This window comes from Wolbachia endosymbiont (group A) of Pherbina coryleti, from assembly GCF_964026875.1.
GTDB classification, from domain to species: domain Bacteria; phylum Pseudomonadota; class Alphaproteobacteria; order Rickettsiales; family Anaplasmataceae; genus Wolbachia; species Wolbachia pipientis.
Map to the genome: position 1 here is coordinate 198,749 of NZ_OZ034706.1, position 22,258 is coordinate 221,006.

The following is a 22,258-nucleotide window of genomic DNA, read 5'->3' on the forward strand; positions in this document are numbered from 1 at the left end:
TGACTTCAACTATACCGATAACTGATAGCTGCATTTTTACGCATATCATCTAATAACAAGTTGCTTTGTATCATAATCTTTTGTTGGTACATTTTCTGTTTGATTGCTTCTATACCCGCTACATTACTCTTGATATCACACAACATCATCAACTTTGCAGTGCCATTTTCTCTCAATTCTACTATTTCATTCACACTTGTTTTACTAAATAAAATCTGTAAATCAGGATTTAAATCTCGCATTTTTATTTCAAATTCTTTTGCGTTTGGCAGCTTAAAATTATCTGCCAATTTATCAAAATTTAAACAACTGACCTTTTGCTCCTTGAGATTATCTAATAAACTTTCTGAACCTTCAACCACAATCTGTTTTAATTTTAAAGTGCTTTCCAGCAGTGCATGATTAAGTTGTACTTTATCTATTACTTTTATAACGGAGTAACCTTCACTGAAACTGAATGGACCTGCTATGTCGCTGGTTTCTAATCCTTCTAAAACGCTCTTGAGTTTTCCTTTTAGCTGACTTAAATTAACTGTTGCTTTACGCATCTTTATTGGAGATTCTGGGTTATTACTGTTGCGTAATTTTTTTACTAAATCTTCAGCTATACCATAAACGTCCTTGTCTTTTTGATCAGGAATTATAAACTCTTGGAACGTGATAAGATAATCCGGCTTTTCTGTTTGCCTTTTTACATCATCTACTTCTTTATCGCTTATATTAATAAATGGCACAATTCTTACTTCAATAATTTTGCTCCACAGTAACTGACATTTTATTTGTTTTCTTAAAATACCAAGATCTATATTATGCTTCTCTATGTATTGATCAACTTCATTAGCCTTAAGTTTAAAACTTTGGGTTAAAAATAACATAATAGCATTATCTAACTCCTCGTTGCTCAATTTTATATTCAGCCTCTGTGCTTCATTGATAATGATAATTTCGTCTATTAGCTCCCTAAGCACTTGAGGCTTTGCTTCTTTTTGATTAACACTTTGAGTGCCAAACAATGAATTTATAAAGTTGATGCGTTTTTCGATATCTAAATTTGAAATTGGTTCACCATTTACATCTGCAACAATTTCAATCTCGGTTGCAAGCAACCTAAGTGGCAACACTATCAACAGTAAAATTAGTATTTTATACATACAAGTAAAGTTGTTTAGTTAATAACCAATTCTATAATAAATACTTAGTCAATGCTAGCCAACTTTTTAATAGTGATCTCAGTGACAATGGAAATAAAAACCATTGCAACAAAATCAGGTACGCTGGTAAATAGGCTAAAAACATGCTAATATAGCGAATTTAAACCGTGCTAAAAACAGTATACGGAAGGAGAGGGATTCGAACCCTCGATACGACTTTTGGGTCGTATAACGGTTTAGCAAACCGCCGCCTTCAGCCGCTCGGCCACCCTTCCAAATTTAGAACCTAAAGATTATATAATACCAAGACCTCTACCACCTGTCTAATGCTTTTAATTGCAATATTTGTATCTGTTCAGATGCATGGCTAATGCTGAAACAAAAATTCCAGTGCTCCCTTTCTTGTCATCCCAGTGCCCAGACACTGGGATCCAGGATTTTGATTAGCACTAAGTTGGTGAGCATATAAGTGTTATGTTAAAATATAACGTTTTTACGGAAAGTCTGGATCCCAGTGTCACGCACTGGAATGACATCGTTTACTATGTGCCATATTGCAATGTTCGTACAGTTGTGCGCGGTATAGATTCCGCTAACAAGTAGCGGAATGACGAATTTGTTGTTTTTCAAATTGTGGGCAAACCTAAGCCACTTTAGCTATAAATCAATAAAAACTAATTTCTGCTTTTTTCAATGATTTTCTTTGCTTCTTCCACACCAACCCATTCTCCAACTGCTACCGTTTTTCCCTTTTCTAGATCTTTATAATGAGAAAAGAAATGAGTAATTTTATCTAGTAGGCTTTTAGATAAGTCAGAATAGTCCTTTATATTGTCATAATAGCTATCAACACTGGAAACAGGCACAGCTAATATTTTCTCATCTTCTCCTTTTTCATCTTTAGTGAGTAATGCGCCTATTGGACGCACCGATATTAAAACACTAGATGCTAAGGGAAATTGAGTTAGCACCAAAACATCCACAGGATCACCATCACCTGCACAGGTATTTGGTATAAACCCATAATTGCAAGGATAAGTCATTGAGGTAGACAAAAATCTGTCAACTTGTAACAACCCAAGCTCTTTATTAAATTCATACTTTACAGGCTCAGCATTTGCACTTATTTCAATTACCACATTCACCGCATTTGGTCCCGCTGTTATTTTACTTAAATCCATAAATCACCTCTTAACTTAAGAATAAGCATTATACAATATGTGCTTTTAAGTTGCCACATTTATGTAGTTCTAAGCTTGTTTTGCATGGAGCGGTCCTAAATTTTCATTCGTCATCTTATTGACTGTTGAAAGTGGTGATTCCTGTGATAATTGAAATAAAGCATATACTATTACGATAGTAAGCACTGCAGCAATTACTAGATTAGCAAAATTATCCTGTGGTAGGACACCTTTTATTGGATTAAATAATTTTTGCTCCATAAAGAAATAATCAGCAACATATAACCCAACAGATAATACAAACATACCTAAAATAAGTTTACAGACTGTGTTTTTATGGTCTTTTTCTTTTTTCTTGCTGGTGATAGGATTTGGCCTACATTCATTCTCTTCTTGCAGCACTGAGTAGTATATATTATCAGGGCTCGTTATTAATTGTTCAAATTCATCACTATTTTGGTTTTTTAACAGTTGCTCTAGGGTGTTTTTTGTATTTATAGGATATATTAATCCATCCATTTTCAATGCTTTCTCTTGCCGATCCACATTCTCATGGTCGATTGTATATTTATCTCTACTTGATAATCCGATCATGTGTAGTTTGCCAGCTAAGAACATTATATAGCTCTCTATTAACTGATTCTCACATATCTCTAATACTTCTCTTTTTACTGTTTTGTTAGATGACGAAAGTTCTTTATAGTGACCACCCAAAGAAAAGAACAATGCTATATCTTTATCTGCTTTTATGTCATGAATGGAATAATAGCTGCTGATAACGCACTTATTTAATGCAAATTCTCTGTCATATTTGTTTAATGTATTTCCTTCACTTAGTAACTTTCTAAGACCAATGAGTACTTTATTTTCAAAATCTTCTTCTGTTTTAAATATTGGTTCTCTCTTTGGATTTGCTAAGATGTTAAGTAAATCTAATTTTCTTCCATCTACTACTTCATTTATATATTCATTTAACTCAGATCCTTTAATAACTTCATATATTTTATCTATGACATCTTTAGTATTCAGGTTATTGTTTTCACTTAGAATTCGATAAGCTAGAGCATAAATTAAAAACAGCCCTTGTAGACTAAATTTTAAGTTAAAATAGTAATCTAATTGTTCATCTTGCTTCTGTATGAATGCAGACAGACCTATGTGATTCCTGTGATCCATAAAACGATCTAAGTCAGCATGTTGAAAGCTACCTAAAAAAATAAATAACGTCTCTAATAAATTACCCTTACCAACAATTTTTATTAGTTCTTCAATTTCTTTTATCATTGCTGAAACCTATAATGTTCTACTTTATAGTATAAGGGATACATGGCAAAATAGCAATAAATGTTATTAGACTTCTTGCATAACCCAAACTAAGTAGAAAAAGGTATAGCTATACCGCCGCGGCACTAACAAGAGATCCCGCTAACACGCAGCGGGATACTATCTACACCGTCATACCGCGATTCATTCGCGGTATCTCTCAACATAGATCCCGCTAACACGTAGCGGGATGACAAGGCTTATCGTCATGCCACCGCGAACCGTCATACCGCCGCAGCGCTAACAAGAGATTCCGCTAACACGCAGCGGGATGACGAGACTTATCTTTATGCCGCCGCGAACCGTCATACCGCGATTCATTCGCGGTATCTCTTAGCCGCTAACAAGCAGCGGGATGACGGTTGTCGTTTAGCTACAAACATTAAGAAATTTACCAAATGAAAAAAAAGGCAAAAGAGGCCCCGTGGTTGGCTAATTACTTACATTATACTTTCAAGTATGGCGTTTTTTTATTCTAAACACTTAATAACCGCGATTTAGCTGCTTTTAAGCCGCAACTAATCTAAATTATAAACGTTAAGAAATTTACTAAACAGAAAAAAAGGCAAAAGAAACCCTAGGGTAGCTAGTTATTCACTATCCATTTTTTAAGTTGGCGTTTTTTAATGTTTTAAATGCTTTATAAGCGTATTTCAGCTTGTGTAGGTAAAAACCCAGAAATTTGATAAAGACATAGAGTGCACATAGTGCAAAAAATTAAACATGAGACGCCAGATACGTGAGTTTTTTTGTCATTTAATCTGTACAGAGAAGATAAATAAATAGCTTCACTTTCATGATAAGGGGGCTGGCGGAGTTTGTCAAGCAAGTTTTTTTGTTTCTATTCCCAATGTTATATGGTTATGCAAGAAGTCTATTGTATGTTTACACTCTGCATTAAAGCTTTTAGTTAAGAGCATATCCATCCACCGCCAATTACTTGCTCATCTTTATACGCTACACAGGCTTGACCTGGACTGATGCCAAAGTAATCGTCGTTTAAAATGACACAGGCTTTATTTTTTTCGTCAATTGAATGTATTGTTGCTAAACTTCCCGCATGTGATGATCTCAGCTTCACAGTTACTTCCATACCTTCCTTTGGTTGTTCTAACCAATTTAACTCCTTGATCAATATTTTTTTTTGCATTAATACGTTGATCGGACCTACTATAACCTCATTATTTTCTGTATTAATTTTTATCACATAAAGAGGTTCATTGTGTGCGATACCCAAGCCCTTTCTTTGCCCCACTGTAAAATTTACTATGCCACTGTGCTCACCTAGCACTTTTCCATTCACATCCACAATTCTGCCTTTCTGTACGGATTGTGGAGCTAATTTAGCTATTGTTTTACTATAGCTTTCGGAAACAAAGCATATATCTTGACTGTCTGGCTTTTCAGAAATTTGTAAGCTGAAATATTCTGCTAATTTTCTTATATCACTTTTATAGAACCCACCTAGTGGAAATCGCAAAAGCTTTAACTGCTCCTTTGTTGTAGCAAACAGAAAATAGCTTTGATCTTTACTCTTATCAATGCTTCTACACAACTTTACCTCACCATTTTTTTCTAACCTTCTCACGTAATGTCCTGTTACGAGCACATCCGCACCAAGATTTTTTGTAACTTGCAATAGATCACGAAATTTTACCGTTTGGTTACATCTCACGCATGGTATGGGAGTTTCCCCACGCATATAGGTACTCGCAAAATCCTCTATTACTTCCTTTTTGAATATTTCCTCGTAGTTTAAAATATAGTGAGGAAAGCCAACACTTTCAGCTACACGCTTAGCGTCATAAATATCCTGTCCAGCGCAGCATGCACCCTTTCTTGCGTTAGCATTGCCATCAGTGCCATATAGCTGAAGAGTTACACCTATCACCTGGTACCCAAGGTTATGTAGCAGTGCTGCAGCAACCGAGCTATCAACTCCCCCGGACATTGCAACAATAGCCTTGGTCTGGTGCGGAGCTTTATCTTTTAGCAGAGGTTCAATTTCAAATTCTTTTAGCATAATCGCCTTAATTTATAAACGCAAATCTTGTGTCATTCCAACATACAACTGTGCAAACGTTTTGATTTGGGGGCAATTTACATAGTAGATGATGTCATGAAAGTAGCTGACACTGGAATCTAGCTTCTATTACACAAATTCATTAAAACAGCATATTTATTTGTAATCAAGTTTCCTGGATCCCAGTGTTAGCTACTCGGATGACACCCTTTTCTGCTAGAAGTTGCCTTCAAATTACTTGGTGCATGACACTGGGATCTCATTTATATTACATAATTCCATCAAAACAATTCGATAAACTACCTTCAAAAATAATTTAATCTTGCTTGAATAAAACATGGCCAAAATAATCCATGTTTTCAAGCACTTTTCCACTACCTAAGGCAACACAACAAAGTGGGTCATCTGCAACACGAACCGGTAATTTTGTTGTTTCACTGATAACTTTACCTAGATTACGTAATAATCCACCACCACCGGATAAAACTATTCCTCTATCGACTATATCAGAAGAAAGTTCAGGTGGAGTGCTCTCCAGCGCAGTCTTAATAGCAGAAATTATCTGATGTACAGGCTCTATTAAACTCTCTGCAACTTGGTATTCTGATAAAAGCATTTCTTTTGGCATGCCACTCACTAAATCCCTGCCCTTAATTATCATTCCCTCTTTGTTATTTTCACCTGGCAGACTGGCTGAACCTATGCTTTTCTTAATTTTCTCAGCGGTTGTTTCACCGATTAATAACTTATGATTTTCACGAATATATGATTTTATTGCTTCATCCATAATATCGCCACCTACTCTGGCAGAACGTGAATAAACAATTCCACCTAAAGAAATAATTGCAACTTCAGTTGTACCGCCTCCTATATCAACAATCATAGAACCCTCAGGTTCAGTAACCGGGAGCCCAGCTCCGATTGCTGCAGCCATTGGTTCTTCAATTAAAAATACTTCATTTGCACCAGCACTTTCTGCTGCATCTTGTATAGCACGCCTTTCAACTGGCGTGGATCCAGATGGAACGCATATGATAATATTAGGTTTATTAACAGTGAATTTTGTGTTTGCACTGCGTATGAAATATTTTAGCATTTCTTCCGCACTTTTAAAATCAGCAATAACTCCATCCTTTAAGGGCCTTATCGCCTCTATTTCTCCAGGCGTTTTCCCAAGCATCATTTTAGCTTTTTTACCAAAAGCATAAGGAACGTAACTTCCTTTTTCTTTTATTCTTGCTACAACTGAAGGCTCATCAAGCACTATTCCCTGATTTTTCTGATAAACTAAAGTGTTTGCAGTGCCAAGATCTATAGCAATATCGCTAGCGAATAAACCTTTGAAAGTGAAAAGGCTATAAAACTTTCCGGTTAATTTTCGAACAAAATTCATACATAACTCAAGAAAACCATTTATTAAGACAAATTATACTTTTCAGATAAGTAGTAAGTAACACACTCAACGTCTAAACCCTTACCTGTTACTTTTTTTAGCAGTTCCAGGCCACACTTTGCACTGTATATATTTTGAGATAACCAACTGATAAGTAAACTAAAATCTCCTTTTATTATAGCACTTAATGATTCGTAATGATTCTTTTTAACGCAAGAGAAAATCTGCACAGCAGCAATTAAAGCAATAATTTTTATAGGAAAGTAGCCCATAACACCGCTTGCCCAATATTCATCTTGAAAATAAGTGTTTAGCTCATTTTCAGCTTTTACTGGAATTTTATAGTGCTTCATACCTTCCAGCCACGCATCATGCAGGTCTTTGACTTCCAATGTACCATTTATTATATCTTGTTCTAACCTAGTTCTCAACATAATATGAGCTAACAGACTAAATTCATCTGCATTTTTTAAAAAAGAAGAAAGGTTTATTTCATTGAAAATCAAGTACAAATTTTCAACACTGCTAACTTTCTCGTTAGTTTTGCCTTTTATAGCAAATTTCTCTTTTATGTGTGGTTGAATAAACTCAATAAATTCTCTGGATGTTCCAATCATCCTTTCCATGAATAACCCTTGAGTTTCATACATAACATGTCTCGTAATTGGACTACTTATAGAATTTTGCGCTAAACATTTTTGATAAATTGCATAACCACTATGCCGTAAAAGTGAAAATAAACCATAACAAAAATCAGATTCATCATAATCTATAGGGTAGTAATAAGAAGTACGAATCTCATTTAGTGCAATACCCATTTGCTGTAAACATAATGAGCCAAGTTCAATCTGTTTCTGAGTAGCAACTTTTTGTATATTAGTAACCTTATCTTTATCCTTTTTCTGCTTTTCAATTATTTTATCTACATTTTCGCTAAAAAATTTGCCTACCTTGGGGAATACTTCCCTTATATTCTTTTCTGTGATATCAGAGTCATAGTCAGCAAGCAGTGAGTCGTATTTTGAGCATTTTAATTGCTGCGATTTTATAGAAGCTACTTCGCGAATGAGTGTGATTAAATCAGTAAAACGTTCTTTTAGTTTTTCTAAGTTACTGGTTTCAGAATGAGATAGCTTCCATAAATTTTGGCATTCAACCTTAGCTTTGGATAAAGACTTTACTAAATCAATAGGAACAGCACTGTTGCTTTTATGTATTCTCTCTATTAACTTTAGCTGCTGAGTATTTGAACTTTTTTTGTTACCAAGAGCATCTGCTAATGATTCCTTTATTGCGTCATGAGAGATAATTTCATGTCTGATTTCTTCTAGAAGACTCATTTGTTCAACTTTGTCCTCTATATTCAATTGGCTTTGGTTTAGTACTTTTAGCGTATTTTCGATATTCTTTACCCTATATAATACTTCCTCTAAAAACTTATAAGATTGCATATTTGTTCATTATTTTAGAAAACATCTGTTTAATACCGTAATAGATTAATAATAAAGTTAAAAGTATATTTGCTTAAAGTACAATAAAAAATTGTACTTTTTATTCTTTTATTGGATTTTTCTACTCAGAGTCCAGCATATTATAGGAAAATTAATTGTAAGGTTGTAGAAAAAGTATTTAGTATTTTATTTCTCTTGACTATATTACAATATGGAGAGATATTAGCTACTGAAATTAAAGTTACGCACTATTTAAAATTTATGGAGGTTTAGTAATGTGGAGTAGACTGGTTATAATGTGCTGTTTTTGTTTATTACTTACTGGTGTAAGTTCTTGCCCAAAAAAAGGAGCAAATACAACAAATAAAATAAATTCTGTTGTTAAGCAGATAGGTGATAAAAGAGTTTTCTTTGGTTATGATGAATCTAGTATTGCTGAAGTAAGTGCAGATGCATTACTTGACGTAATGGAGGTGTTACAAGATAACCCTAACGCGAAGGTTACTTTAACTGGTCACACTGACAACCGTGGTTCTCATGAATATAATCTTGCGCTAGGCGCTAGAAGGGCAGATGCAGCTAAAAAATTTATGGTTAGTTGTACACCCTACATAGAAAACAGAATAAAAACTGCTTCTAAAGGTGAAACTGAGCCTTTGGTTAATGTAAAAGATGATTCTAGAAATTCTAAATATGAAAAAGAGCATGCTAAAAATCGTAGAGTGGAATTTTCATTTTCTGGAATAAAGAAATAGTTTCTTGCATTAAAACCTGGATCCCAGTGTCAAACACTGGGATGACATAAAGAAAGGGCACTGGGGTAGACAAAAAAGGACAAACTTGTCATATTTCGTTGCTTGTTAGCGGGATCTATATATACCACAAATAAGTCGCGGTATGACGTAAGAGATCTGACCTGTCTGGCCATCAAGAGACATAATGGAATTAGAGTTATTATTTCAAAATGTGGTTAATAGTTTTGCTTTCTATAACAATCAAGTTGCAGTTGCAGTATCAGGTGGTGTAGATAGTATAGTCTTACTGCACTTAATGACTAACTGGGCAAAAAAAAACAAGCTTTCACTTCCTACAGCATTAACAGTAAATCATGGGTTACGTCCAGAGTCTCAAAAAGAAGCTGATTTTGTTGTAAGTTATGCAAAGGAACTTGGAGCAAAGGAATCGTTCATATTAAATTGGGAGAAGCAAAATATTAAAGGCAATATTCAGTTACAGGCACGAAAAGCACGGTATAAGTTACTAGCAGAGTGGTGTAAAAATAATAATGTTAAATATTTACTTGTTGCTCATCACAAAGATGATCAAGCAGAAACGTTCTTGTTAAGATTAGAGCGAGGTAGTGGCGTAGATGGATTATCATCAATGGACTACAAGTCTTTCCTAAATGGTATTTATATATTTAGGCCATTGTTAAATTTTAGTCGTAGTGAAATAGAAAAGTACGCTAAGCTTCATCGGTTAAAATGGATCGAAGATAGAAGCAACTATGACTTAAAATACAGGCGAACTTTATACCGTAACTTACTTAAAGCAAGTGATAATCAAGAGATTTTAACAGAGCGAATATGCCTCACAGCCCTTCATATGAAAAGAGCTGCAAAAGCGTTGATGCACTACACACGCCTTGCGTTTAATGACTGCGTTAATGTGCATGATCTTGGTTATATTGAAATTAAACTAAGTGAGTTTTATCAATTGCCAGAGGAAATAGCCTTGAGGCTTCTTCTTTACTCCATAATGGCAATTGCCAGTAAACATTATAAACCAAGGTACAACAGCCTTATCGTAATATTTAATAAAATATTGCAAAAGGATAGTAATGTTAACTGTACACTTTCTGGGTGTAAAATAAGAAAACATGGAGAAAATATCTTGATAATTAGAGAATCGTCAAAGATACAAGAAATTACCTTAAACCTACCTTTAAATGAACCTACTCAATGGGATAACAGATTTAGCTGCACAATACTCGGAAATCAAGAGTGTTCAGTTATCATCGCTCCATTAAAAAAAACACAAAAAGTTCCTGAATTTCTGAAGGATTACAACTGCTGCCCTGAAGTTTTCTATTCTTTGCCTGTAGTGCTAAAAGATGGAAAGGTGCTTGCTTATCCTGATGTAAATTATAACGGAAAAAATACCAATGACGATAAGGTTCAATGCATTATTAATAGCACGATAAAACAAAATTTGGTAAGCTTGATTAGTATTTAGTTAGAAATAGAAATGAAAAAATTTTTAGAAGGCTTATTGATCTGGTTAGTAATTATTGTTCTTATTTCAGTTGCTTATATTCAGTTCAGCGGAAATGTAGGTAAAAGTAAAACAATTATACCTTTTTCGGAATTTTTAACTAGACTAGAAGACAATGATGTAGAAAATATTGTCATAAAAAACCAGAGCATTGAAGGCAAGTTCAGGGACGGTTCAAGTTTCAATTCAAGCGGTGTCATATATAGCGACCTAATAAAAAATTTACATGATAGAAAAGTGAGATTCTCCTTTTCAACTGGAGATTCTGCCATGAACGTAATTGGTGGATTACTTATCTCATGGGTCCCAACATTTATCTTTATTGGCTTCTTGCTATTCTTTCTTAAACAAACACAAGCGGGGGGCAACAGAACTATAAGCTTTGGCAAGTCAAGGGCTAGACTCATGACTAGTGGAAAAAAAGTAACATTTGATGATGTTGCCGGAATTGATGAAGCAAAAGAAGAGCTAGTAGAGATCGTTGATTTTCTTAAACAAAGGCAAAAATTTCAAATATTAGGTGGAAAAATACCAAAAGGGTGCCTTTTGATTGGCTCTCCTGGAACTGGTAAAACTTTACTTGCTCGTGCAATTGCAGGAGAAGCTAATGTGCCATTCTTTAGTATTTCTGGATCTGATTTTGTTGAAATGTTTGTGGGTGTTGGTGCAAGTCGTGTTCGTGATATGTTTGATCAAGGCAAGAAAAATGCTCCTTGTATAATTTTTATAGATGAAATAGATGCGGTGGGTAGACATCGTGGCATTGGTCTTGGTGGCGGCAATGATGAAAGAGAACAAACATTAAATCAGTTATTAGTTGAGATGGATGGCTTTGAGTCTAATGAAGGTGTAATAATAATTGCTGCGACTAACCGTCCGGATGTCTTAGATCCAGCACTGCTTAGACCTGGTCGTTTTGACCGACAGATTACTATTTCTTTACCCGATATAAATGGGCGTGAAAAGATATTAAATACTCATATAAAGAAAATATCAATAGCACCAGATGTAAACGTGAAAACAGTTGCAAGAGGAACACCAGGTTTTTCAGGGGCTGATCTAGCAAATTTGGTGAATGAATCTGCACTTATCGCTGCAAGAAGAAACAAGAAGATTGTTACCATGGATGATTTCGAATATGCACGTGATAAAGTGATGATGGGCGTAGAAAGGCGATCTCTCATTATGACAGAAGAGGAAAAGAGACTGACTGCATACCATGAAGCTGGTCATGCGATGATTGCTGTTAATATGCCTGCTTCTGATCCTATACACAAGGCAACAATTATTCCACGCGGTAGGGCACTCGGTTTAGTTATGAGACTACCAGAAACAGATAGAGTGTCCCTCACAAGAGAAAAGATGCTAGCAGATATAACTGTTGCAATGGGTGGAAGAGTGGCAGAAGAGCTAATTTTTGGCTACGATAAAGTCACAAGCGGTGCATCTTCGGATATAAAACAAGCATCTGATTTATCACGCGCTATGGTAACAAAATGGGGAATGAGTGACAAAATAGGCCCGATCTATCACAATCGCGAACAAACCATACATGGTTCTGAGATAATTTCTGAAGATACGTTAAAACTTATAGATGAAGAAGTGAAGAAAGTTGTATCTTCTTGCTATGAAAAAGCAAAAGACATTTTGACCAAGCATAAGAAAGGCTTAGATCTCATTGCCGAAAATCTACTGGAGTTTGAAACTTTAACAGGAGATGAAATAAAGGACATATTAAATGGAAAAAAAATTGTTAGAGAGGAAAATGAGAAGAATGAGAAAATAAAAAAATCCTCTCTCTATGAGAGTTGACCTCATCTTAAAAATGCTAATCAGCTAACGCTGCAATAAAACATTCAGAATTGTAACTGTCAATATAAATTGTATTAAAATATTCATAATATTGCATTTTCATCACAATAATGCTATCATTCAGTTAGTATTAATGTTTAATGAGGTGTGAGTAATGATTGATATAGCTTCTATTGGTGTAAGTACAGTTATTGATCAGAATTATAGAAGAAAAGCACAATTATGTTTATCAGGATTATTTGTAACTGTGTCAATAGCAACTGTTACCTGGTTTATTTTCCCTGCGTCACAAAATGTATTAGCTCCGTTTTTACTTCCGGCTATGTTCTTGCTCTTCACTTTATCGATGGGTTATTACATGTTCATATTTAGTTGTGAAGAAAAATCTTTGGTAAAGAATGTTCTTGGTATGGTTGAACCGGCTGAATCGGTAAAGAGAGTGCATTGCCAAGAAAATATAGCTCTTTTTACAATAATCCGAACAGACCGTAATATGCTACTGGCCTGCTATAGCCATAAACACATATCTTATCGCATTCGGACTATTATAAGAAAGGCTATATTAAGTCCTTATTAGCAGAAGTGAGAAGTACTACGAAAGATAGGTTTCGTAACGTGCTTGTTAATCTTTGTTTTGAAGATCGTAGTAAAGCACACAAACTTGCATTATATGTGAAAGAAATTGACGATATTGTGTCTTCAATAAAAAATAAAGACCTCTTAGACCATTTTGATCAATTTTTTACTATTACTGAAGTAAGCAATAAAAAAAATAGAAGTGAATTAATGAACCTCGCAAGGGCATATAAGATGATAAGTGAAGAAGATCCAGACAAAATACAGGATTTTTTAGCTACTCAAACAAAAAGTTATTCATATGAAATAATGTTACCTGAAATTGATAATTTTCTATCACAAGCTAGGTGATTTTATCAATAATTTCATTGTGTACGTGATTATCATTTTTTGTTTCAATTCCAGTGATAACACTGCACCTAACGGGCTCTTTTATGGCTATTTCCTGAAATCCTTTTCTGACCTTATTGTAAAAATTAACATCCATTTCTTCATATTTATTCTTGTCTTTTGCTCTATTTAACCCAACTTTAACATCAATATCTAGAATGAATGTAATATCTGGATATTTAATTTCCACTAGCTTATGTAAGTCCCTTATTAGCCCTAAGTCAACTCCAAACCCATATCCTTGATATGCAATAGTTGAATCAATAAACCGATCACAAATCACTATTTTTCCTTCTGCAAGAGCTGGTAATATTAATTTTTTCATATGTTCGTGCCTCATCGAGATAAGTAGCAAGAGTTCAGAAATAGGATCAATATTATTTGTTAACAACACTCCTCTTATCTTTTCTGCAAAATCAGTACCACCTGGTTCTCGAGTCAATACCACATTATTTTCGCCGTGAATTTGCTTAAAATGATTTGCAAGTAGCTTAGATTGTGTTGTTTTACCAGAGCCGTCTATTCCTTCGAAAGTTATGAACATAAGTTTTATAATTATAATACTAAAAAAGAATATGCAAACAGTATACATAGAAACCGTTTGACATTTAAATAATAAGACCGTAAATTACATATGGTATAATAATAGTCTATGGTTGCTCTGAATACTCCTAAAGTCGATTTTAGTTTTACTGCAAAAGATTTTAATCTTTTGGGAGTAGACAATAAATATTATGCATTAAGTGACTGTTGTGGAAAAAATGGTCTTATTATAATGTTTATATGCAATCACTGTCCTTACGTTCAGTCAATTATTAGCAATCTGGTAAGCGATGTTGATCAATTGAAAAAAGATTATCAGGTAAACACCATTGCAATAATGCCAAATGATGTAAATGAATATCCAGAAGATTCCTTTGAAAATATGATTAATTTTGCCAAGGAAAATAAGTTTACATTTCCATATTTAATTGATAGTACACAGAAAATAGCTAAAGAATACGGGGCTGTTTGCACTCCTGACTTTTTCGGCTTTAATTCCAATTTAAACCTTTGCTATCGTGGACGTTTTAACGACACAAAAAAAGAAAAGGTTCAAAGCTATGAAGTAGGAAGTAGTGACTTATTTCAAGCTATGAAATTTATTGCAGAAACTGGTAATTCTCCAATTGACCAAAAATCAAGTATTGGCTGCTCAATTAAATGGTCTAATTCTACAGGTTAAATATCATGCACAGTGGCTCTCAGCATTTGTTTGATATTATAATTTTGCTTTCTGCTGCTGTGTTTATAGTCATAGCATTTTGGAAAATGAATATTAGTCCAGTGCTTGGTTACTTCGTTGCAGGTGCAGTTATTGGTTCTCACGGATTTAATCTGATACACTCAGCTGAAGCAATGGATAATCTTGCAGAATTTGGTGTAGTTTTTCTATTATTCATTATAGGCCTTGAATTGACATTTGAACGCCTGATCGCTATGCGTATTCATGTATTTGGGTTCGGTTCTCTTCAAGTTATAGTTACCATGGTAGCAATATGGTGCATCGCTCTTGCTTTCGGAGTGAATACGAATATAGCAACAGTTATTGGTGGTGGGCTTGCGCTATCCTCAACAGCAATAGTGTTGCAGGTTCTGCAAGAAAAAGGTTCTCAAGCAAGTCAGGTTGGTAGATTGTCGATAGCAGTGCTATTAATGCAAGATTTTGCAGTGGTACCATTAATAGTATTGGTACCTTTACTTACTGGCAATTCTGAGCACAGCCTGATAAGCTCATTGGCAGGTTCATTGGTGCAAGCAGCTATTGCATTAGTGCTGATATTTATAACTGGTAGATTATTGCTTAGACCTTTATTTTCGGTTATTGCTAAAATGGAAAGTAATGAGATCTTTATATCAACAACGCTTTTAATAGTATTAGGAGCAGCATTTATTACTGAGCAATTCCATTTATCGTTAGCATTAGGTGCATTTGTTGCTGGATTGTTAGTTGCAGAAACAGAATATAGACACTCAGTAGAACACGCAGTATTGCCATTTAAAGATTTGTTTCTTGGCTTATTTTTCATGACTGTTGGTATGTCCATCAATACCGAACTTTTACTCAATAAGTTACCACTAATTACTTTATTATCGATTATCCTTATCGTTTTAAAAACATCTATTATATATATATTGTGTAGATTTTTTGGGTTTAAGAGTGCACCTGCTATACAAGCTGGGTTACTGCTTTCACAAGGCGGTGAATTTGCGTTTATTTTGTTTCGCTTAGCAGATGAGCTAAATGTGCTACCAAGTGAAATCGCTCAAGTACTTATGATGGTAACTACAGTAACCATGGCTTTCACTCCTCTTTTATCGGGGCTTGGAGATTGGATAGCAAACTCATTTAGCACTGAGAAAACAATATTAGATGATGAAGCTGTTGAAACAGATACACAAGATCTTTATAACCATGTGATAGTTGCTGGATTTGGTAGAGTGGGATATATGGTAACAAAAATGCTTACGGCAGAGCATTTAAGTTACGTTGTTGTAGATATTCAATCGAAAATAGTCAAAGAAGGAAAAAGTGATAGTTTTCCTATATATCTTGGAGATGTTACAAGATGTGAAATTTTAAAATCGGTAGGAATAGAAAGAGCTCAAGCTCTCGTTATTTCAATAAAGAATGAAGTTACTATAAAAAAAGTTGTTTCTTTAGTTGCAGCAAATTTTCCGCATGTAAATATTGTAATACGCTTACCAGATCTGAGTAATGTGGAGGTTTATAGAGATCTAGGAGCTAGTAAAATTATTCCTGAAACATCTGAGATAGGATTGCAGCTAGGTGGAGCTGCACTGAGCCTTAGTGGTATTAGCGAAAGTGGAGTTACGTCTTTAAAAAGTAGATTCAGAAAAGGCAATTACAGTATGTTAAAAGACCTTGGTAGTGATAAAGATGAATAACTACTTCTCTAATTTTATGTACAGAAAGCTTCAAGCTTTATTGAGGTTTTGCCTATAGTAAATTACGCACATAATCAACCAAATTAAGGAAAGTGCAAACCAAGTGATTGCATATTCCAAATGCTTCATTGGCTGTATAGCTACTTTGCTGCCAAAATTGTTCGGCCACAATACACACTTCTCTAGCTTAATACCTAACTCATTGGAAATTTCTTCTGTACTCAGGGTAAACCATGTATTCGAAGCAGTATCGTTCTTGATAAACCAATTTTTACTTTTATTGCTATCGCAATATAAAATTCCATCTGCAACTACTTTTTCAATTTTTACTTTTTTCTCCTTTTTTTCTCCGACTATTCCTTTATTCACCAACATGTAACGTCCAGTGGTGAGCAACATAGGAGACAGCACGTGATAGCCGTGTTGCCCTGCAAAAACATATAGTTCTATGTCACTTAGAATCCCATCAATCTTGACATGCCTATAGTTAAATTTTTCAAGGTCGTTATTGGGCAATAGATGAACCACTGGAAGACTCATACTTTTAATAATATTATTCTTCCAGTTCAATCTGAATATTTGCCATAACCCTAATAAAAAAAGAAGTGAGCAAGGTATAATTAAAATAAATACTATCTTTTTTAACACTCTATATTTGTGTTCTTAAATAGTTTTCAACACCCATTAGTTCAATAAGATCGATCTGTTTCTCAATCCAATGAAAGTGCTCTTCTTCATTTTTTAACATCTCTTCTAATAACATTACACTAACAAAATCCTTTTCTTTCTCAGCGATAGAAATCGTTTCTTTGATATCCTTAATACCTTTTCCCTCTAATTTCAAATTAGCTTCTAAGATTTTCCGTATTGTGTCTTTTGTAAACTTTCCATCATACTTTGATATTTCGTTTGTATCCTGAAAATTTGGGACTCCTTTAAATAACAAAATTCTTTCTGCCAACTTGTTTGCATGTTCAAGTTCTTCGTTAAGCTCATTTTTTACCTTTTCTGCAAGTCTATTAATTCCATTGTTTTTGAGAATCGCAAAATGCAAAAGATACTGGCGTACAGAAGTCAGCTCATTGGTCAATAATTTGTTCAAATGTTTTACTATCTCTTCATTCATAATCTTCCCTTAGTTCAATTCATCAGCATAATTTATATGATAACGATAGTTATAGCAACTCATTTAATAGTTCCTTTGATAACAACCGTATTAAATAGCATGTCGTGGTATGTCTGTTTTTTCTTAGAGAAGCAAGCAACTAGATACCAGCAGAGAGTGAGTAGCACTATAATTACTTTCAATGCACTCAAGACATTCACTAATACTTCCTGATCTCGCAAAAATTCAGTAAGGACAACTACTACACTGTTTAACAAAGGAAGAAAAAACTGGGAAGAGCTTCTGTCAAACGCTAAATTCAAGTCTATTTTAGAATTATCTAAATTGATAGTATACATATTCATTAACTGTTGACCGGGAGTTGCTTGGGCCTTTGAAGATATAAAATATGTGAAGTAACTACAATTTACACACATGTATGATAGATGTAAGATCAACGGAGAATCCTCTAATAGCAGTATAATTAATAAAGTTGGAATTAATAAAATTGCTACATCTATTAAATACGCGCAAAAGCGTCTTGTTATACTGGCAATCTCTGTAACAGCGGTCATTACCTATCTTCTAAATACTTTATTACAAAATCTGTAAGTTTATCAAAATGTTGAAAACATAACAAATCTTCATAACCGCTTATTGATTGACCGTATATAATAGGTAAACAATTGGCATTTTGTGCACACAGAACATCTGTGATGCTATCACCAACGAAAAACACATTTTCTCTATTTATAGGCAACGTACTCTCTTCTAATGCAAATAGCAGTGGGGTTACAGATGGTTTATCTTCTGCAGTATCGCATGACCCAACCACTCTTTCAAAGTAGGAATCTAGTTTAAAATAGGCAACTTCTTTACGTAAATTAGTATTTTTCTTATTACTTACTATTGCTAGATAAATATTGTGGCTTTTCAGTGTCTGCAACATTTTCTCTACTCCTTGATTCAGAGCAATGTTTTGTAATAGCGCATTATCTAAGTATTGTTGATATATCTGGTTCGCTTTTTTCCACTGATCGCCAAATAAATTGACCATATAGCTCTTTCTTGACTCGTGGGAATTTCTATCAGCAGCTTTATTACTATACCCCATTGAGTTTATGGTATGCTTAATAGCATTAAAAATGTTATCTTGAGTGTCAACTAAGGTATTATCCCAATCGAATACTACTGCTAATGGGCTGTTTTTCATTTCTATATTGTTATATATTTTAAATTAATAAGTAAATAACATTTTAATAAAAAAAATATAAATAGGACGCTCTTACTCTTTACCACAAGTTATGTTAACTGTTTTTTATATAATTAGCTAACATACTGGTTATATGATATGTTTTAATAGGTAACAGGTATGGCCCAGACATCTAAAGAAAGTGTTGAAAAAAAGTTTAAAGATGTTTTTGAACGTTCTCCAGGTGCTTTTCCAGAAGGTACCTCATTAGAAAAGAAGGTTAATTATATCGCAAAAGGAACAGAGGCTCTAAAAGCTGTGAAAAGTAAGGAGCTTGAGAACAAAATGAAAAACGTTGCAGAATTGAGTCAGAAATTTGAAAGTCAAAAAGGACGTGCAGATGAAAAAGTACGTCAAGATTTTGAAAGAATTGCTGAGCTTGACCAACAATATAAAGGGAAGGGCATCTTCACAAGTGAAAAAGTTGCAGAGCCAAAAAGTGACAAAAAACTCCAAGACACTCCGAGAAAAACTACAACAGCAGTTAAAGACCTTGAACATAATACACAAAAAAAGACTACTGAAGCTTCTGTGCAAACAGCATCAGAGCACGATTCACAAACCGTTAATCCCTCAGTGAGCAAGAGTTCTGTAAAAGAGAAGCTCAACACTGAGCCGGACAAAAAAGATAACACGCCTCAACCACAAGAAAATCAAAAAGAAGAAGGGTTTTTGAGTCTTCTGAAGCGCTTTGTTAAGAAAATATTAGAAAAATTTTTAGGTGAAGGTGAAAAGGATGTAGAGAATGCTCGTGGCATGAAAGAAGATGCTCAAAGAGATACGTCAAATAACGAAGAGCAACAAAAGAGTAAGCAGCTTGATGAAATTTTAAAGGACAAAAGTGTAAGCGAGGGTTTGAAGCAGGCAACAAAGCTTGAGAACCCGGCAATAACGCCTGTTAATACTCCTAAAGTGAATGAAGTAAACACGGGTCGTGAAAGGTGATCCGCTTTCAAGCTTCATTATACCGCCACGAACCGTCATACCGCCGCGGTATCTCATCCGCTAACAAGTAGCGGGATGACGATTGTCAGGGTGTCATCCCAGTGTCCCTATGATGTCATACCAGTGCCCTGACTACTTGGATCTAGCAAGCTTTGCTTGCAAATAAGTCTAATACGCGTCGCGTTTTATGCCAAAACACAATTGGAGTTACATGCAAAATAGATCCCAGTGTCAGCTACTCGGATGACAAAAAAAGGAGCACTGGGATGACACCATTTGTTGTATTTAACAAAGTTCGTACTTAGCTTCATGTTAGCTATAAACATTAAGAAATTTACCAAGCAAAAAAAAAGGCAAAAGAAGCCCCAGCTAATATCTATTTTAGAACATTGGCGTTTTTTAAGTCTTAAACACTGCAATTTAGCTGCTTTTAAATGCAACTCACCTTAGTTTAAATGTTTAAGAAATTTACTAAGCAGAAAAAAAGGCAAAAGAAACCCCGTGTTAGCTAGTTGTCACTCCCTAATCCTGCAAATTGGCGTACTATACTGTCTTAAACGACTTATAAGCGCGTTTCAGCTTGTGTAGGTAAAAACCTAGAAATATTGTGAAGACATAAGGTGCACATAGTGCAAAAAATTAAAAATAAGACGCCAACTACGTTGTTTTCTTGCTGTTTAATCTGCACAGATGAAGATAACTGAATACCTTCAGTTTCATGATAAGGGGGCTGGCGGAGTTTGTCAAGTAAGTTTTTTCGTTTCTAACGGTTGTTGCCAAAAACTATGCAAGAAGTCTATTGACAGGTGATTAAATTATAATGTAGCCTATCGCCGTATATCCGGGGGTGGGTTGTTGTGAGGCTTTTTCACTTTTTATTCTTGTTAATGTGTTTTTCTCTGTATTACTATGCGGGTTTTATATTTTCGCCCTGCCCAAAAGCTACGGTTTGCTTTTCACCTGGAGAAGATTGTGCTGTACCGATAATCAACGTAATAGATCAGTCTAAAAAATCTATCTTAGTTCAAGAATATACATTTACTCTTGGAACAGTTGCAAAATCTTTGATTAATGCTAAAGAACGCGGTGTTGATGTTAAAGTCATCTTAGATAAATCGCAACTCTACTCAAAATATAGTGTTATAAATGAATTATTTTCAGGTGGAGTACCAATTTGGATCGATGATAAGCCAAAGATTGCTCATAATAAGATAATGATTGTTGACAATCAAAAAGTCATCACAGGGTCATTTAACCTTAGTAAGACAGCTAAAAAAGGAAATGCTGAAAATTTATTAATTATTACAGATTATCCTGAATTGATTCAGCAGTATGTGAAAAACTGGGAGGCACGAATGTCACAATCTTACAAATACGCTCCCAACTAATCGAGAGCGCTTGCTCAAAATCAGTTTTAAAAACAGCAAGGGAGAGCTTTTTTGATTGATTGGCATAATGATTATGATATAATGAACTAAAAATTTAAGGAATAAAGTAATGGATTATATAAATGATGCTGCCGGTAGCTACACTGCTATTCATGATTTTTTTCAAAACAACGGTGTTGGAGATTACAAAGTTCAATGCAATCATGGTGGGGTGCCGTATGCTACTGATGAGTACGTGCATTCTGGCGATAAATTTTGGAGTAATAATTTCATAGACTCACATTTTGGCAGGGAAATAAAAATGTATCCTCAAAGTGAACTTTTAGCTAAAGAATATGCTGGAAATACGTTGCCAGTTTCAATATCACTAGATAAGGATTTAATAAAAATGAAGGAATGTCAGAAAAAAACGAAATTTGTGGAACTAGAAAGGGAGTCAGGTGATTTAGTGCATGATAAGCAAAAGTATGTAAAGTGTTACACAACAAAGCTATCATATGATGATGTACATATTTACAATAACGATAAAGTTTCAACATTTAGCATAAAATACGACGTGCCAAATGATCCGAAATACAGTTTAAATATAACATTTACAAAGGTTAATGATAATAAACCAGGATTTTGGCAGAAATTTAAAAATATGTTTTAACGTGACCATTCACTGGTTTTTACTCAATCAACCAACAACAGTTATAGCTCTTTTTACAATAATCCGAACAGACCGTAATATGCTACTGGCCTGCTATAGCCATAAACACATATCTTATCGCATTCGGACTATTATAAGAAAGGCTATAATATCAAATTTTTATAATTAAAAAATATGCTATTTTTTAAAACTTTCATTCTCCTTGACTCTGTCAACTTCACAAAACAACTCTTGGACCAAATGTATCTGGCATAACACCTTTTGGTAACTTGCTACTTCTTTTTTTCCGCATCTCCGACAACAGCCATTGATATTCCACTACATAAGGCTTGATTTTTGGTAGATCAACTTTTTTATGAATAATACTATGCTTCTCCTTAAATTGACCATTTA

At 34.5% G+C, this 22,258-nt stretch carries 21 protein-coding genes and 1 tRNA gene; 10 read left to right on the top strand and 12 right to left on the bottom strand.

The annotated features are described in order from the left end of the window. Nucleotides 1–5: 5 nt before the first annotated feature. The 7 genes from AAGD87_RS01050 to AAGD87_RS01080 all read right to left on the bottom strand — a co-directional run bounded on the left by AAGD87_RS01050 (nucleotide 6) and on the right by AAGD87_RS01080 (nucleotide 8,522). A complete protein-coding gene (locus AAGD87_RS01050) occupies nucleotides 6–1,151 on the bottom strand; it encodes a SurA N-terminal domain-containing protein (RefSeq protein WP_182309700.1) in 1,146 nt (381 codons plus the stop codon). A 184-nt stretch (nucleotides 1,152–1,335) separates the two neighbouring features. Then, nucleotides 1,336–1,426: transfer RNA gene (locus AAGD87_RS01055), tRNA-Ser, on the bottom strand. A 399-nt stretch (nucleotides 1,427–1,825) separates the two neighbouring features. Continuing rightward, nucleotides 1,826–2,332 (bottom strand): inorganic diphosphatase, encoded by a 507-nt coding sequence (gene ppa / locus AAGD87_RS01060; protein ID WP_151807542.1) that lies wholly within the window; start codon nucleotides 2,330–2,332, stop codon nucleotides 1,826–1,828. 69 nt (nucleotides 2,333–2,401) lie between these two features. Next, entirely contained in the window at nucleotides 2,402–3,616 is a 1,215-nt protein-coding gene (locus AAGD87_RS01065) for a hypothetical protein (RefSeq protein WP_264339702.1), read from the bottom strand. Nucleotides 3,617–4,565: 949 nt separating this feature from the next. Further along, complete coding sequence (gene mnmA / locus AAGD87_RS01070) at nucleotides 4,566–5,678, bottom strand: tRNA 2-thiouridine(34) synthase MnmA (RefSeq protein WP_182309863.1); 1,113 nt, start codon at nucleotides 5,676–5,678, stop codon at nucleotides 4,566–4,568. Between the two features lie 316 nt (nucleotides 5,679–5,994). After that, nucleotides 5,995–7,071: a rod shape-determining protein gene (locus AAGD87_RS01075; RefSeq protein ID WP_007548791.1), complete on the bottom strand. Its 1,077-nt coding sequence runs from the start codon at nucleotides 7,069–7,071 to the stop codon at nucleotides 5,995–5,997. 23 nt (nucleotides 7,072–7,094) lie between these two features. Beyond that, a complete protein-coding gene (locus AAGD87_RS01080) occupies nucleotides 7,095–8,522 on the bottom strand; it encodes a carboxypeptidase (RefSeq protein WP_341817660.1) in 1,428 nt (475 codons plus the stop codon). Nucleotides 8,523–8,797: 275 nt separating this feature from the next. Between AAGD87_RS01080 and AAGD87_RS01085 the strand changes: the two genes are divergently transcribed. From AAGD87_RS01085 to AAGD87_RS01105, 5 genes are all read left to right on the top strand, one after another. After that, nucleotides 8,798–9,277, top strand: a complete 480-nt coding sequence (locus AAGD87_RS01085) for an OmpA family protein (RefSeq protein ID WP_182309861.1) — start codon at nucleotides 8,798–8,800, stop codon at nucleotides 9,275–9,277. Nucleotides 9,278–9,461: 184 nt separating this feature from the next. After that, nucleotides 9,462–10,757, top strand: coding sequence for a tRNA lysidine(34) synthetase TilS (gene tilS, locus AAGD87_RS01090; RefSeq protein WP_007548788.1), 1,296 nt, complete (start codon nucleotides 9,462–9,464; stop codon nucleotides 10,755–10,757). 12 nt (nucleotides 10,758–10,769) lie between these two features. Next, the gene (ftsH, locus tag AAGD87_RS01095; protein ID WP_012673393.1) at nucleotides 10,770–12,608 is read left to right on the top strand and encodes an ATP-dependent zinc metalloprotease FtsH; all 1,839 of its coding nucleotides are present in this window, start codon (nucleotides 10,770–10,772) and stop codon (nucleotides 12,606–12,608) included. Between the two features lie 154 nt (nucleotides 12,609–12,762). Beyond that, nucleotides 12,763–13,185: a hypothetical protein gene (locus tag AAGD87_RS01100; protein ID WP_341817661.1), complete on the top strand. Its 423-nt coding sequence runs from the start codon at nucleotides 12,763–12,765 to the stop codon at nucleotides 13,183–13,185. A gap of 95 nt (nucleotides 13,186–13,280) precedes the next feature. Then, nucleotides 13,281–13,535, top strand: a complete 255-nt coding sequence (locus tag AAGD87_RS01105) for a hypothetical protein (RefSeq protein WP_338481950.1) — start codon at nucleotides 13,281–13,283, stop codon at nucleotides 13,533–13,535. Here the strand turns inward: AAGD87_RS01105 and tmk are convergent. Further along, nucleotides 13,528–14,118: a dTMP kinase gene (gene tmk / locus AAGD87_RS01110; RefSeq protein WP_182309943.1), complete on the bottom strand. Its 591-nt coding sequence runs from the start codon at nucleotides 14,116–14,118 to the stop codon at nucleotides 13,528–13,530. The genes AAGD87_RS01105 and tmk overlap by 8 nt on opposite strands. Nucleotides 14,119–14,226: 108 nt before the next feature. Here tmk and AAGD87_RS01115 point away from each other — a divergent pair, with 108 nt between their 5' ends. Together AAGD87_RS01115 and AAGD87_RS01120 are read left to right on the top strand one after the other, a co-directional pair. Continuing rightward, nucleotides 14,227–14,799 (top strand): thioredoxin family protein, encoded by a 573-nt coding sequence (locus tag AAGD87_RS01115; RefSeq protein WP_006279694.1) that lies wholly within the window; start codon nucleotides 14,227–14,229, stop codon nucleotides 14,797–14,799. Between the two features lie 5 nt (nucleotides 14,800–14,804). Then, nucleotides 14,805–16,523: a monovalent cation:proton antiporter-2 (CPA2) family protein gene (locus AAGD87_RS01120; protein WP_010963130.1), complete on the top strand. Its 1,719-nt coding sequence runs from the start codon at nucleotides 14,805–14,807 to the stop codon at nucleotides 16,521–16,523. 30 nt (nucleotides 16,524–16,553) lie between these two features. Here AAGD87_RS01120 and AAGD87_RS01125 read toward each other — a convergent pair whose 3' ends face one another. From AAGD87_RS01125 to AAGD87_RS01140, 4 genes are read right to left on the bottom strand one after another with little or no spacing between them, the layout of a single operon-like run. Beyond that, nucleotides 16,554–17,171 (bottom strand): SURF1 family protein, encoded by a 618-nt coding sequence (locus AAGD87_RS01125; protein WP_213863315.1) that lies wholly within the window; start codon nucleotides 17,169–17,171, stop codon nucleotides 16,554–16,556. Nucleotide 17,172: 1 nt separating this feature from the next. Beyond that, entirely contained in the window at nucleotides 17,173–17,649 is a 477-nt protein-coding gene (gene bfr, locus AAGD87_RS01130) for a bacterioferritin (RefSeq protein WP_077188433.1), read from the bottom strand. 59 nt (nucleotides 17,650–17,708) lie between these two features. After that, the gene (locus AAGD87_RS01135; RefSeq protein ID WP_077188432.1) at nucleotides 17,709–18,203 is read right to left on the bottom strand and encodes an RDD family protein; all 495 of its coding nucleotides are present in this window, start codon (nucleotides 18,201–18,203) and stop codon (nucleotides 17,709–17,711) included. Continuing rightward, a complete protein-coding gene (locus tag AAGD87_RS01140; RefSeq protein WP_264339684.1) occupies nucleotides 18,203–18,841 on the bottom strand; it encodes an HAD family hydrolase in 639 nt (212 codons plus the stop codon). Before AAGD87_RS01140 ends, AAGD87_RS01135 begins: the two co-directional genes overlap by 1 nt. 159 nt (nucleotides 18,842–19,000) lie before the next feature. On the opposite strand from AAGD87_RS01140, the gene AAGD87_RS01145 reads away from it, so the two are divergent. The 3 genes from AAGD87_RS01145 to AAGD87_RS01155 all read left to right on the top strand — a co-directional run bounded on the left by AAGD87_RS01145 (nucleotide 19,001) and on the right by AAGD87_RS01155 (nucleotide 21,865). Continuing rightward, on the top strand, nucleotides 19,001–19,825 hold the full coding sequence (locus AAGD87_RS01145; RefSeq protein ID WP_022626161.1) for a hypothetical protein: 825 nt from the start codon (nucleotides 19,001–19,003) through the stop codon (nucleotides 19,823–19,825). Nucleotides 19,826–20,682: 857 nt separating this feature from the next. Continuing rightward, nucleotides 20,683–21,213, top strand: a complete 531-nt coding sequence (locus AAGD87_RS01150) for a phospholipase D family protein (RefSeq protein WP_015589462.1) — start codon at nucleotides 20,683–20,685, stop codon at nucleotides 21,211–21,213. 109 nt (nucleotides 21,214–21,322) lie between these two features. Continuing rightward, nucleotides 21,323–21,865 (top strand): hypothetical protein, encoded by a 543-nt coding sequence (locus AAGD87_RS01155; protein WP_264339681.1) that lies wholly within the window; start codon nucleotides 21,323–21,325, stop codon nucleotides 21,863–21,865. Nucleotides 21,866–22,258: the final 393 nt, after the last annotated feature.

Coding starts and splice junctions, on each gene's coding strand:
- AAGD87_RS01050 (WP_182309700.1), bottom strand. CDS start 1,151: ATGTATAAAATACTAATTTTACTGTTGATAGTGTTGCCACTTAGGTTG.
- ppa (WP_151807542.1), bottom strand. CDS start 2,332: ATGGATTTAAGTAAAATAACAGCGGGACCAAATGCGGTGAATGTGGTA.
- AAGD87_RS01065 (WP_264339702.1), bottom strand. CDS start 3,616: ATGATAAAAGAAATTGAAGAACTAATAAAAATTGTTGGTAAGGGTAAT.
- mnmA (WP_182309863.1), bottom strand. CDS start 5,678: ATGCTAAAAGAATTTGAAATTGAACCTCTGCTAAAAGATAAAGCTCCG.
- AAGD87_RS01075 (WP_007548791.1), bottom strand. CDS start 7,071: ATGAATTTTGTTCGAAAATTAACCGGAAAGTTTTATAGCCTTTTCACT.
- AAGD87_RS01080 (WP_341817660.1), bottom strand. CDS start 8,522: ATGCAATCTTATAAGTTTTTAGAGGAAGTATTATATAGGGTAAAGAAT.
- AAGD87_RS01085 (WP_182309861.1), top strand. CDS start 8,798: ATGTGGAGTAGACTGGTTATAATGTGCTGTTTTTGTTTATTACTTACT.
- tilS (WP_007548788.1), top strand. CDS start 9,462: ATGGAATTAGAGTTATTATTTCAAAATGTGGTTAATAGTTTTGCTTTC.
- ftsH (WP_012673393.1), top strand. CDS start 10,770: ATGAAAAAATTTTTAGAAGGCTTATTGATCTGGTTAGTAATTATTGTT.
- AAGD87_RS01100 (WP_341817661.1), top strand. CDS start 12,763: ATGATTGATATAGCTTCTATTGGTGTAAGTACAGTTATTGATCAGAAT.
- tmk (WP_182309943.1), bottom strand. CDS start 14,118: ATGTTCATAACTTTCGAAGGAATAGACGGCTCTGGTAAAACAACACAA.
- AAGD87_RS01115 (WP_006279694.1), top strand. CDS start 14,227: ATGGTTGCTCTGAATACTCCTAAAGTCGATTTTAGTTTTACTGCAAAA.
- AAGD87_RS01120 (WP_010963130.1), top strand. CDS start 14,805: ATGCACAGTGGCTCTCAGCATTTGTTTGATATTATAATTTTGCTTTCT.
- bfr (WP_077188433.1), bottom strand. CDS start 17,649: ATGAATGAAGAGATAGTAAAACATTTGAACAAATTATTGACCAATGAG.
- AAGD87_RS01135 (WP_077188432.1), bottom strand. CDS start 18,203: ATGACCGCTGTTACAGAGATTGCCAGTATAACAAGACGCTTTTGCGCG.
- AAGD87_RS01140 (WP_264339684.1), bottom strand. CDS start 18,841: ATGAAAAACAGCCCATTAGCAGTAGTATTCGATTGGGATAATACCTTA.
- AAGD87_RS01145 (WP_022626161.1), top strand. CDS start 19,001: ATGGCCCAGACATCTAAAGAAAGTGTTGAAAAAAAGTTTAAAGATGTT.
- AAGD87_RS01155 (WP_264339681.1), top strand. CDS start 21,323: ATGGATTATATAAATGATGCTGCCGGTAGCTACACTGCTATTCATGAT.